The organism is Streptomyces sp. NPDC015139, from assembly GCF_043079785.1.
GTDB lineage: Bacteria > Actinomycetota > Actinomycetes > Streptomycetales > Streptomycetaceae > Streptomyces > Streptomyces albidocamelliae.
Genome location: NZ_JBIBUW010000001.1, coordinates 449460 through 472408, shown reverse-complemented (window position 1 = coordinate 472408; position 22949 = coordinate 449460). Strand labels below are relative to the sequence as shown.

16 protein-coding genes are annotated in these 22949 nt (G+C 69.7%); 7 read left to right on the top strand and 9 right to left on the bottom strand.

Annotated features, from left to right (window positions below):
* Nucleotides 1-151 precede the first annotated feature (151 nt).
* The 3 genes from ACF08B_RS02115 (at nt 152) to ACF08B_RS02105 (ending at nt 2627) form a co-directional block, all read left to right on the top strand.
* Entirely contained in the window at nt 152-601 is a 450-nt protein-coding gene (locus tag ACF08B_RS02115; RefSeq protein WP_392315605.1) for a hypothetical protein, read from the top strand.
* A 14-nt stretch (nt 602-615) separates the two neighbouring features.
* The gene (locus ACF08B_RS02110) at nt 616-1455 is read left to right on the top strand and encodes a hypothetical protein (protein WP_392315604.1); all 840 of its coding nucleotides are present in this window, start codon (nt 616-618) and stop codon (nt 1453-1455) included.
* An 80-nt stretch (nt 1456-1535) separates the two neighbouring features.
* Entirely contained in the window at nt 1536-2627 is a 1092-nt protein-coding gene (locus ACF08B_RS02105; RefSeq protein ID WP_392315603.1) for a MerR family transcriptional regulator, read from the top strand.
* A 28-nt stretch (nt 2628-2655) separates the two neighbouring features.
* Here the strand turns inward: ACF08B_RS02105 and ACF08B_RS02100 are convergent, their stop codons facing one another.
* The 4 genes from ACF08B_RS02100 to ACF08B_RS02085 all read right to left on the bottom strand — a co-directional run bounded on the left by ACF08B_RS02100 (nt 2656) and on the right by ACF08B_RS02085 (nt 7860).
* Nucleotides 2656-3018: a deoxyxylulose-5-phosphate synthase gene (locus ACF08B_RS02100; RefSeq protein ID WP_392315602.1), complete on the bottom strand. Its 363-nt coding sequence runs from the start codon at nt 3016-3018 to the stop codon at nt 2656-2658.
* Nucleotides 3019-3076: 58 nt separating this feature from the next.
* Nucleotides 3077-4156 carry a hypothetical protein gene (locus ACF08B_RS02095; protein WP_392315601.1) on the bottom strand — a complete coding sequence of 360 codons (1080 nt, stop codon included), beginning with the start codon at nt 4154-4156 and terminating at the stop codon, nt 3077-3079.
* 71 nt (nt 4157-4227) lie between these two features.
* Entirely contained in the window at nt 4228-6525 is a 2298-nt protein-coding gene (locus ACF08B_RS02090) for a CCA tRNA nucleotidyltransferase (protein ID WP_392315600.1), read from the bottom strand.
* A 75-nt stretch (nt 6526-6600) separates the two neighbouring features.
* Complete coding sequence (locus ACF08B_RS02085) at nt 6601-7860, bottom strand: hypothetical protein (protein ID WP_392315599.1); 1260 nt, start codon at nt 7858-7860, stop codon at nt 6601-6603.
* A 514-nt stretch (nt 7861-8374) separates the two neighbouring features.
* On the opposite strand from ACF08B_RS02085, the gene ACF08B_RS02080 reads away from it, so the two are divergent.
* On the top strand, nt 8375-8743 hold the full coding sequence (locus tag ACF08B_RS02080; RefSeq protein WP_392315598.1) for a hypothetical protein: 369 nt from the start codon (nt 8375-8377) through the stop codon (nt 8741-8743).
* A 69-nt stretch (nt 8744-8812) separates the two neighbouring features.
* On the opposite strand, the gene ACF08B_RS02075 is transcribed toward ACF08B_RS02080, so the two are convergent.
* Entirely contained in the window at nt 8813-9274 is a 462-nt protein-coding gene (locus ACF08B_RS02075) for an ATP-binding protein (protein ID WP_392315597.1), read from the bottom strand.
* A 187-nt stretch (nt 9275-9461) separates the two neighbouring features.
* On the opposite strand from ACF08B_RS02075, the gene ACF08B_RS02070 reads away from it, so the two are divergent.
* Both ACF08B_RS02070 and ACF08B_RS02065 read left to right on the top strand, forming a co-directional pair.
* Nucleotides 9462-10367: a Scr1 family TA system antitoxin-like transcriptional regulator gene (locus ACF08B_RS02070; RefSeq protein WP_392316019.1), complete on the top strand. Its 906-nt coding sequence runs from the start codon at nt 9462-9464 to the stop codon at nt 10365-10367.
* Nucleotides 10364-10570 carry a DUF397 domain-containing protein gene (locus ACF08B_RS02065; protein ID WP_392315596.1) on the top strand — a complete coding sequence of 69 codons (207 nt, stop codon included), beginning with the start codon at nt 10364-10366 and terminating at the stop codon, nt 10568-10570. Before ACF08B_RS02070 ends, ACF08B_RS02065 begins: the two co-directional genes overlap by 4 nt.
* An 85-nt stretch (nt 10571-10655) precedes the next feature.
* On the opposite strand, the gene ACF08B_RS02060 is transcribed toward ACF08B_RS02065, so the two are convergent.
* The 4 genes from ACF08B_RS02060 to ACF08B_RS02045 all read right to left on the bottom strand — a co-directional run bounded on the left by ACF08B_RS02060 (nt 10656) and on the right by ACF08B_RS02045 (nt 20747).
* Entirely contained in the window at nt 10656-14978 is a 4323-nt protein-coding gene (locus tag ACF08B_RS02060; RefSeq protein ID WP_392315595.1) for an Eco57I restriction-modification methylase domain-containing protein, read from the bottom strand.
* Nucleotides 14975-18220 (bottom strand): DISARM system SNF2-like helicase DrmD, encoded by a 3246-nt coding sequence (drmD, locus tag ACF08B_RS02055; RefSeq protein ID WP_392315594.1) that lies wholly within the window; start codon nt 18218-18220, stop codon nt 14975-14977. The genes ACF08B_RS02060 and drmD overlap by 4 nt, the downstream gene beginning before the upstream one ends.
* Before the next feature lie 156 nt (nt 18221-18376).
* Complete coding sequence (locus ACF08B_RS02050; RefSeq protein WP_392315593.1) at nt 18377-19639, bottom strand: serine/threonine-protein kinase; 1263 nt, start codon at nt 19637-19639, stop codon at nt 18377-18379.
* 187 nt (nt 19640-19826) lie between these two features.
* Nucleotides 19827-20747 (bottom strand): serine/threonine-protein kinase, encoded by a 921-nt coding sequence (locus ACF08B_RS02045; RefSeq protein WP_392315592.1) that lies wholly within the window; start codon nt 20745-20747, stop codon nt 19827-19829.
* A gap of 164 nt (nt 20748-20911) precedes the next feature.
* Between ACF08B_RS02045 and ACF08B_RS02040 the strand changes: the two genes are divergently transcribed.
* Entirely contained in the window at nt 20912-22897 is a 1986-nt protein-coding gene (locus ACF08B_RS02040; RefSeq protein ID WP_392315591.1) for an N-6 DNA methylase, read from the top strand.
* The last annotated feature ends 52 nt before the right edge of the window (nt 22898-22949 follow it).

Sequence of the window (22949 nt, the reverse complement as noted above, 5' to 3'; positions counted from 1 at the left end):
ACTGAACGACCTCACGCTGGCCCGGGCCGGCGGAAGGGGCATCGAGAAGAGCGGGACGACATGTTCCGGAGAAATGTCCAGGGCGACCGCCGCTGCGTGGGAGGTACGCGTCCCCGGGCGGGCTTCGCTGACGGTACATGACAATCACTGGATGAACGGCGAGCGCGACCTGGTGCTCCACAAGCCCACGGTCGTCCCCGAGATGCCGTCGGCCCTCTCCAATCTGCACAACCGACTGCGCTCCGGGGTCTGCGCCTCTGCAAGGCATGGCGAACTGCGGATCATGGTGTTCCCCACGTACGTCGACACACATGGGAGGCCGCGGATCAAGAAGTCGCTCACCACCTGGGACCTGGCGAACGCCGTGGGACTGCACCATCTCAGAGAGCTGACCGCTCGGGAGGGTGTCGCTCTGGAGGTTGCGTTCGACCGACCGGATCTGCCTCCTGTGGACCTGGACGACCCACAGCACGATAGGCCCCTCCAGCACGCCCTGCTCTTTCCCGCCACCGATGACGAGACACCGGTGATCGCCTTCGTCCGCTTCCGAATAGTGCCCGTACTGCGGCACATCGGCTGGCTGCCCTCGGACGACGACTGAGGGAGGCAGCACCTGTGCCAGGACAACCGTGCCGAGGAACTGTCCACAGACTCAAGGGCCAGACGATCTGCTTCACGGGTCGCGTTCTCGTCGACGGCGAATGGAGGTTCAGAACGCACTGTGCCGAGAGAGCAGAACAACAGGGCGCGACCCCCAAGACCGACTTCTCACGCAAGGTCACCCTCGTCGTCTACGGTGACCTGGCCAGCAAGGTCGTGACCGACGATCGTCGCGCCTACAGCAGTACGCTCGTGGACGCCGAGGCCGAGCGCAGGCGCGGACGGCACGTCTGCGTCGTGGACGCGGACGGCTTCTCGGCACTGCTCAGGGGAAGGCCCGCACCGTGCCTGGAGCTGAGAAGAGCGCGCACGGGACGCGTTCGTCCCGTCGCGGCCGCCACACCCGAAGCAAGCGTTCTCGGCGGTCCTCTTCGACTGCGGAGGACCGGCCGACGCGCCCCCGGTGATCTCACCGTGGACCTGAGTCGTCTCGACGAGGCGACTGCGGCGCACGAGGCGACGGTCGGAGCGCTCATCGAGCACCTGTCCCGCCAGGGCGTCGAGGCATGTACGAACGCTGCGGGCGCCCCGGAATTCGATGCCGGGTGGTCCCTCGGTGAAGACATTTTCGTCGCCGAGGTCAAGAGCCTCACCGGAGCACGCGAGGACCAGCAGATCCGCCTGGGCATCGGACAGATCCTCGACTACGCCCACCAGCTCCGGAGCACCTGCCCAAGCGCTGCGATCCGCCCGGTTCTGGTACTGGAGAAACGCCCGTCTGCGGTCCGTTGGACCGCACTGGCCGACAGTGTCGGCCTACGACTCACCTGGGCACCCGAATTCGCCGGGATCTGAACGATTATGACGTCCGCGGGCGTGGCCGGGTTGACCCTCGACCTTGTCGAGGGCTCAGAGTTCCGGGGGTGGAGAACGACATGCGCAGCATCGGGGAGATGGCCCGGGACGGCGGACTGAGCGTGAGCGCGCTGCGGTTCTACGACCGGGCCGGTGTGCTGGTCCCCGCCTGGGTGGATCCGGTCAGCGGCTACCGCTGGTACGAGCCCGAGCAGCTGGAGGAGGCCCGGTTGCTGGCCCGGCTGCGCCGGGCGGGCATGCCGCTGGCCGACATCCGGCTCGTCCTGGCCGGCTGGGCCAGCGCCGACACCGACCTGGTGCGCGGTCTGCTGCAGGCGCACCTGCGCCGTCTCGAGCTGGGGCTGTCCGATGCCCGCGTCGAGTTCTCCACCCTCCGAGCTCTACTCGACCGCAGGGAGACAGACCCCATGACCTCGCTCCACACCGCCAACGCCACCGCCCGGTTGTCCGTCCTCGCGCCGGAGCTGGCCGCCGCGCTGGACGCCGTCCGTTTCGCGGCCGGAACCGACGCGGAGCTGCCGATGCTCGGCGGAGTCCTGTTCGACGTCGAGGGCGCCGGTCTTCACCTCGTGGCCACCGACCGCTACCGCATGGCTGTCGCACAGGCGCCCACGACCGGGCATGCCGGGCCCCGGACGCAGGTCGTCGTGCCTCTTCCGCTCGTCGACTCGATGCGGGCACTGCTGACGGGTGAGGAGCCCGTCCACCTCGCGGTGGACGGTGACCGCGTGACGCTGGAGACCGGCGACCGGCAGACGTCCGGCCGGAGCATCGGCCACGAGTTCCCCGACTACCGCCGTCTCGTCGACCTCCCGGCCGGTCGCCGGGCCCACGTCGATACGGCGGCTTTCCGTAAGGCGCTGGAGACCGGCCCGGTACGGGTGAGCGAGACACGTGAGCAGGACGGCGAGCCTCACGACCTCAGTGTGCTCAGGGTGGTGGAGAACGGGTCCGTGATCGTGTGCGACGACGGTGACGACGACCAGCACAACGTCGCCGTCAACCGCGAGTTCCTGCTGGACGCGCTCGCCGCCGGGGCCCGGGACGAACTGGTTCTGGAACTGGGCGCGCCCACGGCACCGCTCGCGATCCGGCGGCCCGGCGACGAAGGCGCCTTCTCGCTCCTCATGCCGGTCCGGTTGGAGAACTAGGCCGCGCAGAAGTCCGGCTGGCTTCTGCCTACCGCCGCTCGCCTCGACCGCGCGGCGGGGCCGAGGGCACCTCGTGCCGTACGAGTGACCTGGCGATGGGTTCGCCGCTGCGCCGGGCGTACCTCATCCGTTCGCGGACCTCCCCCAGGGTGCGGGGGCGGTAGCCGGGACCACCACAACAGCTCTTGTGGAAGCGGACGCCGGCGTGCAGCAGCACGGTCAGCGTCCGCCAGGCCGCGGTGTCCCGTCGGCGGGGTGCGGCGAAGGCGGAGCCCACGTGGATCAGCGGCTGCGCGCAGCGGGGACAGATCCGCTCCCTGTCCCTGTCGTAGGGCTGCTTGTACGAGGCCCGGCAGGGCAGGCAGACGTATGAGGTTTTCGCGTGGGCCATGCCGGCAGGCTAAGGGCCGCCCTGGTGGAACTCGACGGGATTTTCGGCACGGTGGGTGTTAGCAGGTCAGCTCGCCGGACGCGCTTGGTTCGTCGGCTCCCGTAGAGAGCGAGATCTGCTTGACCCGGCTGATGTAGTCGCCCACGGCTCCGTCCTCGGTTGATCCGTCGGAGTAGTACAGGGCGGACGCCCACGGCTCGGCGTCCTTCCCCAGCCCGTCCATCAGCTTTTCCATCGTCGCCGTGCGGAAGTTGGTGCTCAGGCAGCCGCCGTCCAGATACGACCAGTCGGGGTTGGCGCCCTCCGTCGGCTCGGTCGCCGTCGCGTCGGACGGCAGCAGGGCGAGTGCGGCCTTCTGCGCCCGGTTCTCGTCGACCGGGGACGAGAAGACGACGTCCAGGCTGATGAGGTGCTTCTTCAGGGATGCGGCGGGCGGGACGGTGGCGCAGACGACCTCGTCCTTCGCCAGGCGGTAGGCCACGGGGTCACCGATGGGCATTCCGGTCTGTGCCGCACACGCCTTGGACCACGACACGCGCGGGTAGCGTCCGTCCCACCAGGTGAGCGGCGATCCGAGCCCCCGGCCGCCCCGATCGTCCTCGGAGGGTCCGTCGAGGGACTGCTGGGGAAGCGGGGCTTCCTTCAAGGGGGTGACATGGGGGCAGAACTCCGTGCGCAGGAAGCCGGCCATCGCGGCGGCCTGGTCCTCGGTGGCGCCGCCTGCCTCGTCCGCGTACCGGATTCCTTCCCATGTCCGGTACCCGACGGTCACGTTGCGGCAGGTCGTGACCTGGACGACCGCGAGCCCCCGGCGGTCCCCCAGATCGGTTTCGACGTCCGTACCGAGACCGTAGTTGTTGGCGTCGCCGATCTCGCCGAGCTGGTTCACCAGGGTGTCATCGACGCCGGCGGCCGCCAGGAAGTCCTCCACCGACGTGTCGTCCTCGATCGTCGCCTCTGCCGGCGCGGGGTCCGTGTCAGGCTCATCGGGCGGTGTGGCCGGCTTCGTCCCGGTCGTGTCCTCCGGGACGGCGGAGCGGTTCGCGGTGGAGGGTTCGGTGTCGCTCCCGGAGCCGCCGATGGTGAGCACGGCGGCGACGAGCAGGGCAGTGCCGGCGGCACGCCGGTATCGGGACATGAGGTGACTCCGTGTGCTGGTGCGTGGTTCTGGTCGGTCGTCGGTCTGTCGGTAGGCGGGGCCGGCCGGAGTCAGCGGTCCCGCCGGGCTCGCCATTCCAGCAGCGCTTCCCTGGCCGTCTCGAAGTTCATCGGGCCCTTTTCGATGCGGAGGTTCCGCAGGTACTCATAGGCTCGCCCGAGCTCGGCCCCGGGCCGGATGCCGAGAATCTCCATGATCTGGTGGCCGTTGAGATCCGGGCGGGCGGCCTCCCGGGCGTCCTCGACCGCCAGGCGCTCGATTCGCTCCTCCAGGGAGTCGTAAGCGCGGGCGAGCGCATGCGCCTTGCGTCGGTCACGCGTGGTGCAGTCGGCACGGATGAGCTTGTGCAGCCGGTCGAGCAGCGGGCCGGCGTCGCGGACGTAGCGGCGCACGGCGGGGTCGGTCCACTTCTCGTCGAGATAGCCATGGAACCGGAGATGCAGCTCCACCAGTCGGACGACGTCCGCGATCAGTTGCTCCGGACAGGCCAGGGCGCGCAGCCGCTTGCGGGCCATCTTGGCGCCCACCACCTCGTGGTGGTGAAAGGTGACCTGACCGTTGCGTCCGATCCGCCGTGTGCGTGGCGTGCCGATGTCGTGGAGCAGCGCGGCCCACCTCAGGGTGAGGTCGGGTCCTTCTGTTTCGAGGGCGATGGACTGGTCCAGGACGGTCAGTGTGTGCTCGTATATGTCCTTGTGGCGGTGGTGCCCGGCGCTCTCGAACCGCAGGGCCGGCAGCTCCGGCAGGACGTGGTCGGCAAGCCCGGTGTCGACCAACAGGCGCAGACCGGTTGCGGGCCTGGTCGAGAGCAGGAGGGCGGTGAGTTCCTCTCGCACCTGTTCGGCGGGGATCTCGGTGACACGTCGCGCCGTCGCGCTCATCGCGTCCCTCAGCTCCGGCACCGGTTCAAAGCCGAGTCGGGCCGCACAGCGCACCACGCGAAGCATCAGCGGCGGGTCGTTGACGACCGACGCCGCGGGTGCGCGCGGGGTGCGCAGTAGGCGCCGCTCCAGGTCCTGAAGGCCACCGAAGGGATCCGTCAGGGTCACATGCGACAGTCCGAGGGCCATGGCGTCGACGGTGAAGTCCCTGCGCCGCAGGTACGCCTCCAACGCCTTCTCGTGTTCCGCACGCCGCGATCCGGAAGGACGGTGGCGCGTGGGCGCCGGACGTGCGTTGATCCGCAGGGTGTAAATGTCGCCATCCCGCTGCTTGCGCAGGCTCACGACATCGGGTGCGTCGTCTCGCTGGAACCGGAGGTCGTCACCCCAGCCGTGAAGGATCTGTCGTATACGTCGCACGTCGGAGTCCGTGACGAAGTCGAGTTCGTGCCCGACGCGGCCCTCCAGCGCTTGGCGTACCGAGGCGCCTGCCAGCGTGAGGGAGAGCCCGGCGGTCGTGAAGCGGTGCAGGAGGTCGTCAACGACCGGCGGGAGCGCAGCCCGTGCCGCCTGTGCCCGGGGATCGGCAGGTTCATCATGTGCGGGCCCGGCCGTCTCGAGTGACCGGGGGTCAGCGGTCGGCGGCTGTTGGTCCCGCCCTCGCGCTTCGCCCCGGCCGGTTGCCTGTCGGCGAGGTTGAGACGCCGACGCCCCGGCCCCCACCGCTCTCTTGAGACGCAGGACGTCGCCGTCCGGAGCCACTTCGAGTGACGGCGTCACGAGTCCGAGGTCGCTGAGGCGGCACCGGGCGAGAGTCGTCCACTGAACGGTGTGATCAGGCGACTGCGTACCGATCGACACCTCTCGCGTGCCGTCACGCGTCTCGCACCGGAAGCGCAGCGCGTATCCGGCGGCCTGCACCTCGTAGGGGGAGAGTTCGCTTTCCTGCCCGTATGTACGGATCATGGGGTTCTTGCCCGGCGCGGCTTCGAGCCTCCTTCTGTCGTCCTTCCACTGGGAGAAGGAGCGCCGGGCCATCTGCACATGCAGAAGGCGGCGCCGTCCTTTCCGGCCGAAGCGGATCTCGATCGAGTCGCTGCGGGCGTGGGCCTGCTGGACGTACGCGACCGTGACGTTCTTCTGGCCCTGCCCGCGCAGCCAGTGGACGAGGGCCTCTCCGATGTACAAGTGGTCCGCGCTGCTCTCTCCTACGGCGGTGCGGCGGCACCGTACGGGCGGGCGGTGGGCGAAGTGGGATTTCCTGTCACCGCAGGCGCGCAGGGTCAGTACCTGGCCGCAGCCTCCGAGGAGGACACCGCAGCTGAACGCGTCGGCGCCGCGCAATTGCCGGAGACGCTGCGCGTCCTCTTTCTCGAAGGGAAGGAAGACCGGCTGATGCCCTTGAGATCCGCCCAGGACGGCGGTCTGAACCTTGCGGTTGTCCTCTTCGGTCACGGCCGAGGCCATCTGCACGCACCCTCATGTCTCACGCGAAAGTCACTGGCGTCCACCTGCTGTCCGAGCGTGGCTGACGTACAACGCTCACTCAGCCTCGCTCGCCGCTTCCTCCTCGCCCCCGCGCAGACGACGTGCACGCTCGGCGATCCCGTCGGCGATCCTGCCCTTGACCGAGCCGGCGCGGTCGAGGGTCAGCTTGCCGCGGCTTCGAGCGGCGTCGACGCCCTTCGCTCCCGTCTCGAGCGCCCTGTCCCTCACGTCGGTGGCCGCTTCCACCCATCGCCTGGGCTCCGACGACCGGTGGCCGGACTCGATGCCGAGCCGCTTGTGGAAGTCGTGGACTCCGATGGCCATCTGGTTGCTCGACTGGACCACGGCCGGGGACTTGGCCGGGTGCAGCAGCACCTTCGCGTTGGCCGTGCCGGCGACCTCGTCCATCCGCGCCACCAGACGCCCGGTGCTCCGCGAGATGAGTTCACGCCGGTCCTGTCGGGCGGCCTTCAGTCCGAGGCGGTGAGCGTCCAGTTCGTCCGGGGACGCGTCCAGTACCCGGTCGAGTTCGAGCACGGCGATCGCGTCCTGGAGTTGGAAGCAGCGAGCCAGAACGGCGAGCCACTCCCGCACCGGGGACTCGGCCTCACTGACCGCCGCGGCGAGATCACCGATCTTGGACTGTCGCTCCATCTTCTCCGCGATCGCGTCGAGTTGCCGCAAGGCGTACACCTGGGTCTCCGCGATCGCCGTCGGCGCGTCCTGCACCTTCGACCACATGGTTTCGTCGACCCTGCCCCGCTGCTCGCGGATGGTCATGGTCTCCTCGATGACGAAGCCCACTCCGATCATGCGGGACAGCACCGTGTCCTTCTGGGCGCGCAGCACGTCGTCGACCTTCGCGTCGATCGCGGCGAGATAGTCGGTGATCTCGTCCATGCTCTGCTGCATCGCCACCTGCGACATGAGCTTCGCGGCGTTGGCGAGGGCAGCCGGGTTGGTCAGGAACGACCGTGGCGTCTTCACAAACTCGACGAAGCCCCGGATCTGGCCCTTCGGCCCCTTCACCACACCCGTGCCGAAACCGGTCTTCGAGCTTTCCCTCAACCCGTACTTCTTGACGAGCTGCGCCGACTTCGGTGACAGCTTCACCCACCGCCCGGAGTTCTCGGCCATCTCCGAACCCGCCTGCGCGACGGCGGCTCCGACACCGAAGACGGACTTGAGCCACTGCGGTCCGAGATCCTTCGACGACGACAGTCCCTCCGAGACGAGGAAGCGGTCGACGTCCGCCGCGTTCCCGATGACCATCAGTCCGTCATCGTCACTGATCAGCTGAATCTCGGCGTCCATCGCCCGCTCCTGAAGTCGCTTCTCGCAGTTGTGGGTGGTCGGGGGGCGCACGGCGGTCGCCGGGCGGGGCCGGGTTCTTCCGATGACGGGTGAGCGAGGTGTCAGCCCGTCAGCGCCAGTGCGCGCTTCCCTTACGCAGGCAAGGAGTCGACGACCTGACTTGGCAGCATTTCGCCATGGCTCCGGGCGTGTTCGAACCGGTACGTCGTCGAGCCGGAACCGATGCGGGCCGACCGTACGTTCCTGGCCTGCCGCGGCGTGGCCCCCGCCCCTCAGTTCCATCGCTGCGGAACGGGAAGCGCACATGCCGCCCGTCCGCGCCGATCCGTTCACTCATTTCCCCCCGGCCACGCGCGCCTGCCCGCCGAGGAGGCGGGCGGCAGTAGGCCGCCATCAGTATGAAACCCATGCACTCAGTTCACAAGAGGAACATAGCCACTTCACGCATTCGTGCACCGAGCCACCGCCGGTGGCGTAGGTTCGGCGGTCGTCGGAATCGAGGTCGGGAGGGCACATGCAGAAGGGCACGCTGGAGTACGAGGAGGCTCTGGACGCCGTGATCGAGATCCTGCGTTCACGAGCACGCCAGGGCGCGGCACCCATTCCGTACGGTGATCTGAGCAGTGAACTGGCACGGCTCGGTCATCATGTCCCCGCCTACGAGGGCCCCATGCCCTACCTGTTGGAGGACGCCTCGGTCCGGGAGAGCCCGGACGGGTCGCTGCCTCTGCTGTCGGCGCTCGTGGTGCTGAAGGGCAGCGGCCGGCCGTCCGGTGGCTTCTTCAAGCTGGCCCGGCGCGCGCCGTACAAGCGGCCGGGTGATGATTTGCTGCTGTGGACCCGGGAGATCCAGAAGCTGGCGGAGCACTACGGCGGTCACTGACGGTCCCCCCTCGTCGGCGTTGCGGCGGCTGTCGCCGGGCGGCCTGTCCCGGACGAGGGGTGGCCGGTCTCACGAGCCCGTGGTGCTGAGCCGCACCTCCGCCCAGACCGTCTTCGTGTACGCGTCGCGGACGGTGCGTCCCCAACGGTCGGCGTAGGCCTCGACGAGGAGCAGTCCGCGGCCCGAGGTCTCGTCGGCGGGCCGCCGCGTCACGGGCGGTGGCAGGCGTTCGGGGCGGGTGTCGGTCACCTCGACGCGGAAGCGGTCCGGCAGGAGCTGCAGCGTCAGCCGGAAGTCGCGGCCGGGGAGGCTGCCGTGGCGGACCGCGTTCGACGACAACTCGGCGGTGACGAGGGCGACGGCACGGGCGGGGTCGGAGTCGTACGGCAGGCCCGTCCACTCGGTGAACTGCTGCACGGCGAGTCGGCGGGCGAGGAGGGCGCCGCGTCGGGTTCTGCTGAAACGCAGGGTGAGTTGGCGGGTAGGGGCGAGAGACGGCTGCGCCTCTTCGGTGAGGTGATGGTGGGTCACGGTGTCAGCGTGGCGGGGTGAGCGATCCACTGACCAGGTACGACGGCCGTACGGCGGGCTCGTCGTACGGAGTGGGCGGACCGTTGTGGGCCTGGTTGTACGGGGCTTGTACGGGCGTTGTACGGGTCCGGCGCGTGTCCCAGTTCCCGCGCCTCGCGTTGGACATGGACCGGTGGCGAGCGCGGCCATGGCGGGGCGCGGAGCGGGATGGGAAGGGCGTGGGACTGTGAGGACAGTACGGGACGTACGGGAGACGCGCACGGGGCGGGGTGCGAAGGCGAAGGACGAGGGACCCGAAGTGCCGGGCGTGTGGTCGGCGTACGGGGTGCTGTTGCAGTACCTGCGCAAGCGGGCCAGTTTGAACCAGCAGCAGCTCGGGGACGCGATCGGCTACTCGCTGGAGCAGGTTGCCTCGGTGGAACAGGGGCGGCGGCCGGCGAAGGCGGCGTTCACGGCGGCGGCGGAACGGGTGCTGGAGACGGGCGGGGTTCTCGAGGCGCTTCAGGGGGAGGTGGATCGGGCGAAGTTGCCACGGTTCTTCAGGAACTTCGCGCTGATCGAGGCGGAGGCGGTGAGCCGGTTCGAGTATGAGCCACTGCTGGTGTCGGGGCTGTTGCAGACGGAGGCGTACGCACGCGCGCTGTTCGCCGGGCACTGCCCGCCGTTGAGTGAGGAGATCATCGATCAGCACACAGAAGCGCGGCTGGGTCGGCAGAAGCTACTGACGCGAGTGCCGCTCGCGGAGCTGTCGTTCATCATCGGCGAAGAGGCGCTGCGGAATCCGGTTGGCGACAGCGACGTCATGCGCGAACAATGGCAACACCTTTTGCAAGTAGGGGCGTTGCGGAACGTGGAGGTCCAGGTCATGCCTGCGGCGTGTGGGCTCCACTCCGGTTTGAACGGCCCGTTTGTGGTGCTGGAGACCAAGGAGCACCAGCACCTTGGTTACATCGAGTCTCAGGATGTCGGGTACGTCGTCCATGATCCCGCAGAGGTCAGTGCCTTCGGCTTGCGGTATGGCAAGCTGCGGTCGCAGGCTTTGAACGGCGTCGAGTCTGCGCGGCTCATCGAACGGCTGGTGGGAGAGACATGAGCGTGGAGCAGGTATCCGAGAACGTGGACGGGCTGCGCTGGTTCAAGAGCAGCTACAGCGGCTCGGGGGGTGGCAACTGCGTGGAGGTGGCTGCCGGACTGGACGCCGTGTACGTGCGCGACTCGAAGGTCGCGAGTGGCGGGCCGGTGCTGCGGGTCGGCCGGGGCGAGTGGGCGGCGTTCGTGGCGCTCGCGCTGAAGTAGGGCCGAGTACGGCTTTTGAGCGGAACAACGGGCTCGCTCACGTCACTTGGGGTGACGTGAGCGAGCCCGTTGTCATGTCGGCGGCTCAGAACAGGGCGCCCTCAGCGCCCTCACCGAAATCCGACCCACCTCGCGCGGCCAGCTGCTCCTTGCGCTTCCGGATGGCCTCGGGAGACGGCGGGGGCAGGTCGGGGTGCTTCTCCCGCGCCTTCTTCTCCGTGACACCCTTGTGGAGGCCGAGGTGTACCTCGTCGGCGTAGGCCTGGTGGTTCAGCTGGCGCAAGCGGTCGGTGATCTCGGTTCGGGCGAGGAGGCCGATGGTGTACCGGACGCCTTGGTCGGTCTCCTGAAAACCATGGTCGAGCGGGAACGTCTCGTAGGTCGGATGGGGAGGTGGAGTACCCTCGCCAGATTCGTCCAGGAGATCGAGCCAGCCGTACGCCTCGGCAGTTGCCTTGTCGACCTCCTCGTGGATGCGGCGAAGCTCGACGATGTCCTCGTCGTCGCATTCCGGGCTGTGCACCAGATTGTAGGTGGTGGTCAACCCCATTTTCCGGGAGAGCATGAGGTCGCGACGGTAGGCGTCGAGGCGCACGCCGCTTTCGCGGAGCCGTTCGGTCAGCACCGGCTGAACAAGGGGCCTCACTGCATCGCTGGGAGTGAACCGGAGATCCGACTTGATGGATGAGCAGCGGTCGGAAGTCCAACAATATTGCAACTCGCTGGACCGGAAAGCCAGCTGCGCGTAGTCATCACTGGCAATAACAACCAGCATGTGCGAGAACACGGGACCGGTAGGTAGCATCAGCGGCATTTGCGTAGAACTGCTCAGCGCGATGACGATGCAACGATCCAAAGGGGCGATCGCCTTGAGCATCGTCGCCTGCCGTTCGGCATACTGCCACCACCGCTCTCGGTAGATCTTCCGGTTGTTCCGGGCCCGCTCCGGTTCCACCTTCCTGACAACCTGCTCATAGGCTCGCGGATACGTCTCCGCACGTTCGCGAGGCCATGCACCAAAATTGATAACCCATCGCTCACTCCCGTGCTTAGGGTCCTGATTCACGTCCTGCCCGTTGAGGTACGGGAAGAGAACGTCGGCATACCGGCGTTCTTCGGCAATCCATTCACGCGCCTCCTCCTCGTGCAGCGTGAATCCCATACCCAGGACATAGGAGCCAATGTGCGAAAGACCGGCATTTTCTGCGAGCGGCTCAGCCCAGTCGCTCACGCGACTCGCAGGAGCAAGCGATGCCGAAATTCCATTCTTCGCCGCCATTCCGTCAAGAATCTGAACGGCATCCGGCTGCAGGAGCTCTCGACTGGTCCACACGGCACAGTACTCAAGAACCGCAGATTTCGATGGCCAGAGTGCACTTTTAACAGCCCTACGGATCACCACTCCGTCTCGAACCAATTGGTCAAGACCAACTTCGCGAGTTTCCCCCTGAGCCAGAGTGTTGGTTGCGATCAACCCGGACTGGCCACGCGGACTCACCAGGTGGTGCACCCTGAGTGCGAAGTACGCGACCAAATCCGCAGAACCGCGAGTTTCTCCAGCGACATAGTCGACCAAGCACTCTCGGTAAGAATCTCCGAGAGAGCCGGTAAGCTTCTTTCCGCCTAGGAAGGGAGGGTTGCCCACAATCGCATCGAATCCATGGCGCAGCGAAAAAACCTCCGGAAACACCAACGGCCAATGCACCGGCCGCCGCTCCAACGCCCCTTCCGGCAGCTCGGCTCCCAGCCATTCCTCCGCCGTAGCCCGAGCCTCCCGCACCACCTCGGAGTCGTCCTCGACCCCGTCCTCCATGATCCGCTGGACGATCCACGCAGCCCGCGGGAACAGGTCCCGGACCCGCTCCCCGCCCTCCTCCTCGTACCAAGGCACCCGCCCCGAAGCGCAAGTGGCCAGCGCCGCCCCCGCGATCAGGTCGCCCACCAGCCGCAGTCGCCGCGAGTGGCGGTTGACCTCCTCCAGGCGCTCCCGCTTCTCCTGGAGCGCCGGCAGGTCGACGCCCTTGATGGCCGTGATCGCCAACCGCTCCCGAGTCAGCTGGTCCACCAGCTGCCGGGCCTGCTCGGCCAGGACGTCGGTCTGCCCGGTCGGCTTCATGTGCACCGACTGGATCTGCTCCATGTCGTGCACGCCCAGCAGAGAGTCTCCCGCGACCAACCGGTCGTCCAGAAACGTGAAGGGCCGGCCCGGGTCCATCGACACCAGCCACAGCGACAGCTTGGCCATCTCCACGGCCATCGGGTTGATGTCGACGCCGTACAGGCAGTGCTCGATGATCTGACGCCGCGCCTCGACCACGACCGGGTCCTGCTCCGCGTCCGCCGCCGTGACCGCGTCCACGGCCCGGCCCGCCCGGTAGGCCATCGCGTCCGCGCGGCCCTCCGACTCCCACGCCTCGATCAGGCGATCCGCCAGGTAACGGCAGGCCGCCACCAGGAACGCCGCCGAACCCATCGCGATGTCCGCGACCTTCAGGTCGAGGATCTGGTCCGCCGACTTCAGGCGCCACTCCCCCGTGTCCGCCGTCTGGAGCGGGCCGGGCTCGTACACCAGGGGCTCCAGCGCGTGCAGCACGACCTCCTCCGCGAGGAAGCGGGGCGTGTAGTGCGTGCCCGTGTTCTTCCTCAGGGACGACTCCGTGACGTACAGCGCGCCGTTCGGGATGACGGTTGGCAGGCCGCGCAGGTCGTCGCGGAGGATGCCGACGAACGGCAGCAGCCGCTCCGTCAGCGCCGGGTCCTTCGTCACCGCGTTCAGGCGGCGACGGGCCTCCGCCGCGTCCTCCGAGCCCAGGGGAGCGAGCTTCTTCTCCAACTGGCCGGCCGTCGCCGGGGGCTTGGGGTCCTTCCACTTCTCGAATACCGACTTCGCGAGCGTCTTCACGGAGCCGCCGGCCTTCGCCGCCAGCGCCTCCAAGTCCCGCAGGGCGACTTCGTGTTCCAGTCCCTCGGGACCGATCAGCCCCACCATGTGCTCGGTGGCCCTGCGTCCGTCGAACGACAGCAGGCCCTCGTACACGTAGCCGATCTGCTCGACGTCCAGCGCGCGGAAGCTGAGCGTGCGGACCTCGCGGTCCTTGCCCTTGCCGACCCGTACCTCCTGCACGGCCTGCAGCATGTGCAGGACCGTGCGGTCGTCGATGGGGAGGAGCGGCGTGGTGCGCTCCAGCCACGGGTACTTGTCGGGGTCGAAGATCGAGCCGTCGTAGGCCGGGAGGTGGAAGCCCGAACCCGGGTGGTCCACTCCCCCGTGCACGGCGTGGAAAAGGGCGATCAGTCGGTGCCACGCGGACGTCGTGTGCTCCAGCGACGTCTCGCCCTCCTCGTCCGCCCGCGCTTTCAGCTCGTCGCGCAGGAAGCGGGCGGAGTACGAGCGGGCGTACACCTCGTTGTCCGCCGGGAGCAGGCCCCGCTCCTCCGCGAAGAGGAGGAAGACGACACGCATCATGACGGCCACCGCGCCGCGGTAGACCTCGCCCGCGCCGACGCCGGAGGCGTGCAGGCCGTGGGCTCCGTGCTCGACCGCCCGCACGTCCGCCCGCCCAATGGCGTCCACGAGGAGTTCGACGGCCTGGCGGACCTGGACGCCGAGCGCTTCGGTGACGTCCTCACCCGCCGCGAGGCTCGCCTTCAGCAGGCCCACCAGCGTCTCGGCGTCGTCGTACTCGAAGAAGCGGCGGCGGCGCAGCAGCGAGACGAAGGCCCGTACGACGTTGCGCTCGGCGGCCTCGTTCCAGCCGATGGAGTCGAAGACGGCCGTGGTCGTGACGCCGCCCAGCGGGGCCCAGACCAGGCACCACCAGCGGCCGTCGGTGACCAGGCCGAGGGGTACGCCGTGGTGGCGCAGGAGGCGGGCCAGGCGGTCGGCGGGGGCCGCGGACCAGTCGCCGCCACCGCCGACGCGGGCCGTGGGGGCGGTGCCCGCCGGAACCGTCATGCCCAGCAGGCGTACGCGCTTCGCCGCCGACTCCACGTCCGGTTCCGCCGCCAGGTCAGCCCCCGGTTCGACCAGCGCGAAGTCGGGGCGCACCTCGGTGTTGTGCTCCGCGACCCGCAGGGTGAGGCGGTCGAGGCCGTGGTGCTCCGACTCGCCCTGACGGAACGCCAGCGCGTCGTCCCAGCCCAGCAGGCGGCCCAGCAGGTAGGCCACCCACTCGTCGCGGCCGGCCGTCGTGTCCGTCTGCCAGTCGGCGTGGCGGGCCCGGAGGCGGGCGCGTTCGTCCTTCTCCAGCGTGTCGAGCTGAGGCCAGGCGCGCAGCAGGACGGGCATCGTCAAGAAGGGGCCGGAAACCTCGGTGAGGTCGAGCCACTCCTGGTGCTGGCGGCGGCCATCGGCGGCCTGGGCCTTGGCGGCGGCTACTCCAGAGCTCACGGGGCGGCGGGGGCTCATCGGCGGGCTTCCTTTGCGGGGATCACGAAGACGACGGCGGCGGGGAAGAGGTGGGAGCGGGGCTCGCGGTAGCGGGCGGCGATGGCGGCGAGTTCGCGTTCGCGTTCGGCGGGGAGGCCTTCGAGGCGTTCCTGCCAGCGGCGGCGGTCGTCCTCGAACTGGCGGCGCTCGTGGCCGGTCAGCTCGTGGGTGGACAGCAGTGCGAGCTGTTCGCCCTCTCCGTCGCCCTCCTCCTTGAGCTTGGCGCGCAGGGTGGCCTCGAAGCGGTCGAGGGTCGCGGTGATGCGGCGCTCCTCCTCCGCCCGGCGGTCGGCGAGCCTGCTCTCCAGCTGGCGGCCGAGTTCGCCGGCGCGGGCCTCCAGGGACCGGTACAGCGGGTCGCGGAGTCGCGGCCATGCGTCGGTGAGCTCCCTGCGCAGGTGCGGGGCTGCCTCGATGCCCTCGGTGAGGGCCCCGGAGAGGACCCTGCCCTGTTCGTTGACCGACTCCCAGCGGCGGAAGCGGCCCGTGTCGCCGAACCAGCCTCCCGCGTACAGCACTTCCTCGTGCAGGCGGGTGCCGTCGGTGCCGACGAGGACGTAGCGGGCGTACGCGGAGACGAGGGTGGTGGTCACGGCCGGGTCGTCGGAGACGACGGCGGTGACGCGGTGGAGGCCGATCAGGTCCGCGTTCCAGACGGCGGCGGTCAGCAGGCGCGTGGAGAGGGACACGAGCGGGTGCTTGAGGTGGGCGAGGACGACGTCGTCCCTGCCCTGGGCGGCCACCGCCGGGGAGAAGGTGAGCGGGCGCTGCTCACCCTCGCGGAGCTTGTGGGCGAGGCCGCGGGTGGCCCGTTCCCAACTGCCGGACAAGGGCTGTACGTCGAAGAGGTCGCCCGGCTCGAAGTCCTCCGCCCGGAGTGTGGACGGCAGCAGGGGCGGCTGGTTGTCCAGGGCGAGCGCGGTGTCCACGACGCGCTTGACGTTGCCCGGGGTGAGGCCGAGCGCGGTGACCGTCTCGTCGTACTGGTCGGCGAGCCGTTTCGTCTGCGCGGTGACGTTCTGCTCGGGGGCGACCTCGCCGCCCGTGCGGCGGCCCTTGATCGGCCTGGGCTTGGCGTTCTCGATGTCGACCGGCGCGGTGTCGCCGGTCATCCGGCGCTGGACGGCGTCGGCGAGGACGGCGTTGACGGAGCCGAGGTCCTGCTCCATGCGCGCGACCTTCTTCGCCACCCGGGACAGGAACTCCAGGTCGGCCTCGTACGAGCCGGCCTGCGCCTGCTGCCAGCCGGAGCCGATGAAGTGGGTGATCTCCGGGTCGTGCTTCTGCCCCCAGCGGTCGACGCGGCCGATGCGCTGTTCGAGCTTGTTGGGGTTGAAGGGAATGTCGTAGTTGATCAGGCGGTGGCAGTGGTTCTGGAGGTCGATGCCCTCACCGGCGGCGTCGGTGGCCAGGAGGATGCGGACCTTGCCCTCCGCGCGGGACGGTTCGGCCTGGAAGCCGAGGCGGATGCGCTCGCGCTCCTCGGCGGACAGGCCGCCGTGCAGGCGCTCGACGCGGCCCCCGTCGGTGAGTTCCTCCTGCTGGAGGAGGTCGTGGAGCCACTTCTGGGTGTCGCGGTACTCGGTGAAGACCACGACCCGTTCGTTGGTCCACTTCTTTCCGTCGGGGCGGCAGATCGCCTTGAGTTCGGCGATCAGCGCCTCGGCCTTGGAGTCGGGCGCGGCCTCGTGGGTGAGGGCCCAGCGCTCCATCTCCTGGAGCAGGTCCAATTCCTGGCCGTCCTCCGCCGGGGTGAGCGAGGTGGAGCGGGTCAGGGCGTCGTCCTCGGCGTCGACCAGGCCCGTGTCGTCGAGGTCGGCGACGAGGTCGGCGAACTCCTCCAGCCACTCCGGGACTTCGGCGGCAGCCGAACGGGCGCGCGCGGGGCCGCCGGTGTCCTCCAAGTGGGAAAGGTAGACCTGGACGGTGTGCAGGAACGCCGCCGGGGAGGAGAACAGGCGCTTCTTCAGCAGCAGGGTCACCAGGTCGGCGGCGCGGCGGCCGCCGCGGGCCTTGGGGGTGAGCTTCTTGCGGCGCAGTTCCGCGAATGAGCCGAGCAGTTCGTGGATCGCCCGCTCCTGCCGCGTGTAGTCGACGGAGAGCTCGCGCGTGACACGGGTGCGGAAGCGGGGGGTGCCGTCGGCGTTGGTGACCGTCGACTTCAGACGTCGTACGACGGTGTCCTTGAGCGCTTCCTTGTCCGGGTCGACGCCGCGTGCGAAGCGCTGGTCGTCGATGAGTTCGAGGAGCGCCGTGTACGACTCCGGGTAGCCGTTGTGCGGGGTGGCGGAGAGGAAGAGGCGGTGCTCGAAGTGCGGGACGAGGCGGCGGATCAGCTTGGTCTGCTGGGAGTCGACCGCGTACACCTGCTTGGGCGCGGCGGGCGCCACATGGTGCGCCTCGTCGAGGACTAGCAGGTCGAAGAAGCGCTTGTGCTCGCCGTCGGGGCTCTCCTCCGGCGCGCCGATGACCTCGTCGAGGAGGCGCTGGGCCTTCTGGCCGCGCAGCCAGGGCAGGGAGACAATGGTCAGCGGGTGGACGCGGAAGGGGTTGGCGGCGGTGCCGTGGGTGCGGCGCAGGCGGGCGCAGTGCTCGGAGTCGACGATGGTGAACTCCAGGCCGAACTTCTCGGCCATCTCGTCGCGCCACTTGAGGGTGAGACCGGCCGGGCAGACGACCATAGTGCGGCGGGCCCGGCCGCGCAGCATGAGTTCCTGCACGACGAGCCCGGCCTCGATGGTCTTGCCGAGGCCGACGTCGTCGGCGAGGAGCAGGTTGACGCGGGGCGCGCCGACGGCCCGGGAGACGGGCTCCATCTGGTACGGCTCCACGGCGACGCCAGAGCGGAACGGGGCCTGGAGGGTCCGGGCGTCGGCGGAGGCGACGGCGGACCAGCGGACGGCGTCGAGGAACGCGGCGAGGCGGTTCGGGGAGTCGTAGGAGCCGGTGGAGGCGTCGGGCAGGGAGCCGGCGGGCAGGACGCGGCGGCCGGGCTCGACCTCCCAGATCACGGACAGGGTGTCGCCGAAGCGGCCGTCGGCGACGGACTGGAGGTGGACCAGGGTCGCAGGGCGCCGGTTCTCCTCGCCGTCCTGGGCGGCCAGGGACGGCTCGACGCGGGCGACCACCCAGGACTGGCCGCGCACCTCGACCAGATTCCCTTCCTCGGGGAGCGGCTGCGCTCCCGTCCGCTCGGTCTCGCGCTGAGCTGCTGGCGTCATGAGCGCTGTTCCCCTCGGTGTTCACCTGCCGTCGTCCGTAGACAGTGTCCCGTGTCCTGTCTCCCCTCCGGAACGACGTGACGGCAGGCTAACACGAGCTATATCCTGTGAACAGAGATTACAAAGTATCGCGGAGCTCCCGATCGCCGGTGACCCTCATCCCATGCGGCGCAGCCGCTCCAGGAGCTTCCGGCTCCGTCCGTGCCCAGCGTCGGACTCGGGCAGGACCGTCTCCTCCTCGTCCGCCAGGCGGCGCAGCAGCTCCTCGGCGGCGTGCCGCTCCCCGGTGCGGATCAGCACGACGGCGATCTCGTAGCGGGTGTCCAGTACGGCGGGGTGGCCCGGCCCGAGCAGGCTGCGCTGTTCGGCGAGGACGGACTTCAGCTCGTCCAGGGCCTCGCGGGTGCGGCCGAGCATCCCTGCGCACAGGGCGGCTCCGGCGCGGGCGGCGAGCGTGCCCGCGCGGTCGAGGCCGGGGGCGGCCATCAGCTCGCGGTACCCCTCCAGGGCGCGGCCCGGACGCCCCGCCCGGCGCAGCGCCGCCAGCTCGGCCAGCCGCGGGTGAGCGGGCGTGCTCGCAGTGGCGTGAGCCGGTCGGGGCGTCCAGGCGGCGAGCAGGGCGGCCACCTCCTCGGCGGAGGCGGGCCGGTCCTCGGGCTTCTTCTCCAGCAGCCGCCCTACCAGCGCCCGCAGGCCGTCCGGCACGCCGGGGCGGCGGTCGGCGAGCGGCGGGACGGGGTCGTGGGCATGCCGGTGGTACAGCATGAACGGGCTGGCGTCGGTGAACGGCGGCGCGCCGGTGAGCAGTTCGTAGAGGACGCAGCCCAGCGCGTACAGGTCGCTCGCGGGGACGGCCTGCCCGACCGCCTGCTCGGGCGCCATGTAGACGACCGTGCCGGGAGTGGCGCCAGCGCCGGTGAAACGGGTCTCGCCGGGTTGGGGCTCCAGAGCCGCGGCGACCCCGAAGTCCAGGACATTGATCTCGCCGTCAGGGGTCAGCATCAGGTTCGACGGCTTCAGGTCGCGATGCACGACCCCCTGACCGTGGGCGTAGGACAGCACCTCGGCCGTGCGGCGGGCCACATCCGCCGCCTGCTCGACGCCCAGCGAACCGTCGTTCTTCAGGACGGCGTCCAAGGCGCGGCCGGGGACGAGGTCCATGACCAGGTACAGCTCGCCCTCGTGGTTGCCATGGTCGTGGACGGCGGGGACGCCCGGGTGGCGCAGGCGGCCGGTCAGGCGGATCTCGCGCAGGAACCGGCGCTCCAGCATGCTCGGTTCGGCACCGCGGCCGCGGGTGGCGAGGAGTTTGACGGCGACCTCGCGGTCATGGTCGCGGTCGTGAGCTGCCCACACGACGCCCATCCCGCCCCGGCCCAGCTCGTGCGTCAGCTCGTACCGTCCAAGGCTCCGCCGCATCGCGCCCCGCCCCCAGTTCCGGCGCCTGCCGCGCCCACCGCGTCCCGCGTGGTCCGGGAGCGTCACGGCGCCCCGGCCGACGGAGACATTCTGTCACCGGCCATGACACTTCTGTGCCGGGTGTGACCGAAAAGGTGCAGCCCGCAACGACCGCAGGGTTCTTGCCGCCACCCGGTGAGCCCGTCGATCACAGGGGCAGCGGGCCCTGGGGGACGAGGAAAGGGCGGCACGGATCCTCGGGCGGAGTCCGACTGACCGCCAGCCCGGGGTCCGGCTCCGGCAGGTGGGGTGCCAGACATGCGTAGACCTCGGCGGCCGACGCGGGACGATCGTCCGGCCGCTTGGCCAGGAGGGCAGTGATCAAGTTCTGGAGATCCCGGGGCACGCGTGCACCCGCCTCGGCGACGAGGGGCGGGGGCGAAGCGAGGTGGTGGGAGGCCAGGAGCGCCGGCTGATCGGAGGGGAAGGGCGTCTCCCCGGTGAGCATGTGGTGCAGGAGGCAACCCACGGCGTACAGATCGCTGCGGCCGTCGAGCGGGTCCTGGGCCGCCAGCAGTTCTGGAGAGGCGCAGACGAGGTTACCGACGCCCTCGCCGGTCATCGTCAGCCGCGGGTCGGTGTCGCCGAGCAGCTTGACGAGGCCGAAGTCGAGGATCTTCACGACGCCGTCGCGGCGAACCATGACGTTCTGTGTCTTGAGGTCACGGTGCACCAGACCGGCCCTGTGGACCGCGGACAGACCCGCGCACAGCTGGGCGGCGACGGCGGCCGCCGAGGGCACGTCGAAACGGCCGTCCTCCTGCTGGTCGAAGAGGTACTCGAGGGTGGTGCCATCGATCAGCTCCATCACCAGACAGCACGTGTCGTCCGTGATCGACGCGTCGAAGACCGTGGCGACGTTGGCGTGGTCCAGGCGCGCTGCCGCCCGCATCTCCCTGCCGAACCGCGCGAGTGCGGCATCGCGACTGCTCGCCACGGCCAGGAGTTCCGTCGCGACGGTCTTCACGGCCACGGGCCGGTCAAGGGGCAGGTCGCGGGCCTGCCAGACGTACCCCATCACTCCGCGGCCCAGCACGGACTCCAGCCGATAGCGGTCATGGATCACCATTCCCGGCGCGGGACTCCACATCTCTGCCGACCTCCACATTCCCTGCACAACAAGATGGAACGTACACGCTGTGAACAAAGTCAATAGGGGTAGTAGCCTTCCCTGCATGAACGGCCGCTGGGAACGCCGACCAGCCCAGCCGCCAAGTACCTCGGAGACCGACCATGAGTGCCCATGAAGCCGTCCCCGTCAGCCTGGCCGAGATCGCCCGGATCGCCGGCGTGGGCCGCGCCGCCGTGAGCAACTGGCGCCGCCGCCACGACTCCTTCCCCACCCGCATCGGCGGCACCGACGTCAGCCCGCAGTTCTCGCTGGCCGAGGTCGAGCAGTGGCTGCGGGACAACGGCAAGCTCAGGAACATCGGCGGCCGCGAACTCCTCTGGCCGCGCTTCGAGGCACTCGGCAGCCGGAACGAGTCGGGGCTCGCCATCGCGGCGGCGGCTGGCCGGATGCGCTCCCACAAGGCAAGCACCGCCCCGCCCGAACTCTCCGCGCAGGCCCGTGACCTGGTGGCCGAGACCGCGAGGGTGGGGCGGAAGGATGGGCCCCGGGAGGTCTTCGAGTTCCTGCTGCAGCGATGGCTGGAAACGCACGTCCGGCAGCTGAGCACCACGCCGCCGCAACTCGCCGCGCTGATGGCCCGGATCGCCCTCGCCGTCCGTCTCGGCCCTGGGCAGGGCGGTCTGACCGTCCTCGATCCGGCGTGCGGTACCGGGCACCTGGCCGCCGCGGCCGTGCGAGAGTACGACGGCCCCGGGCTGGAGGTACTCGCCTGCGAAAGGGACCTGGCGCTCGCCGCGTTGACGGCCGCCCGGCTCGAGTTCCTCGCGGAGGACCACGACATCCGGACACACATCGTCAGCGCCGACGCACTGCGGGACGACCCCTTCGCCGGATCGAAGGCCGACATCGCCCTGTGCAACCCTCCCTTCAACGAACGCGACTGGGGCTACGCGGAGCTCGCCACCGACCAGCGCTGGACGCACGGCCTGCCCCCTCGCACCGAACCCGAACTGGCCTGGGTGCAGCACCTGCTGTCCCACCTCGCGCCCGGCGGGGCCGCCGTGATCGTCCTTCCGCCGGCCGTCGCGTCACGCAAGGCGGGCCGCCGTATCCGCAGCTCCCTGCTGCGCACCGGAGCACTCCGCGCCGTCGTCTCCCTGCCTCCCGGCAGCGCCCAACCACACAGCGTGTCACTCCAGTTGTGGATCCTCCGCGCGGCCCCGGACGGCTCCGCGGCCGCTCCCCCGAGCCAGGACGCCCTCTTGGTGGACGCCACCCGTTTCGCGAGACCGGGAACGCGGGAACCCAGCCCCGACTGGGACAGCCTCGGCTCCTATGTGCTCACCGCGATGGCGACCCTCGACCAGCCGGACCAAGAGCCGCCGCAGGGCGCCGTCCGGGTGCCCCTGCTCGACCTTCTCGACGACGAGGTGGATGTCACCCCGGGGCGTTACACCACGGCGACGGCCGAGCCGTCCCGTAAGGAACTCGCGGGCAAGTGGGACGAGTTCGGATCGTTGCTGACAGATCTGGCCGATCACGCCCGGCGCCTGTCCGCCCTCGACTTCGAGGCCGGTACCCCACAGACCACCACGACGGTGGGAGACCTCGTCAAAGCCGGAGCACTGACACTGCGCGCCGGCCAGCAGCCGCCGGAGTCGGCCGCAGCCGCCGGCGGGGCCGCCGTTCCGCTCCTCACCATCGCCGACCTCCTGCACGACGGCACTCCCGGCGGGACGGTCACCACCGGCTCGGCCCCGGCCGTCGCCGAGGAGGGCGACGTCGTGGTCGCCGGAGTGGCTCGGGCCTTCAAGGCGTGGGTCCACCAGGGACCGCCGACCGCCCTGGGCCCTCAGCTCTACCTCCTGCGCGTGGACGCGAAGAAACTTGAACCGCACTTCCTCGCCGGCTGTCTGTGCGCGCCCGCCAACGGGCGTCAAGCCGGCACCCATGCCTCCAGCTCGTCCAGGGTCGACATCCGGCGTCTCCAGGTGCTCCAGCTGCCCCTGGAGAAGCAGACGATCTACGCCGAGACCTTCCGTCGTCTGCGGACCTTCGAGGAACTGCTCACCGCGGCCGGCGGGTCGGGCAAGGAGCTGGTGAGTGACATGAGTGATCGACTCGCGGCAGGCGGGCTGCCTGCCTGACCCCGTCCGGCCCGAGCTGCCGATCCGGCGGTCCGGGGGCTGTTCGCGAGGC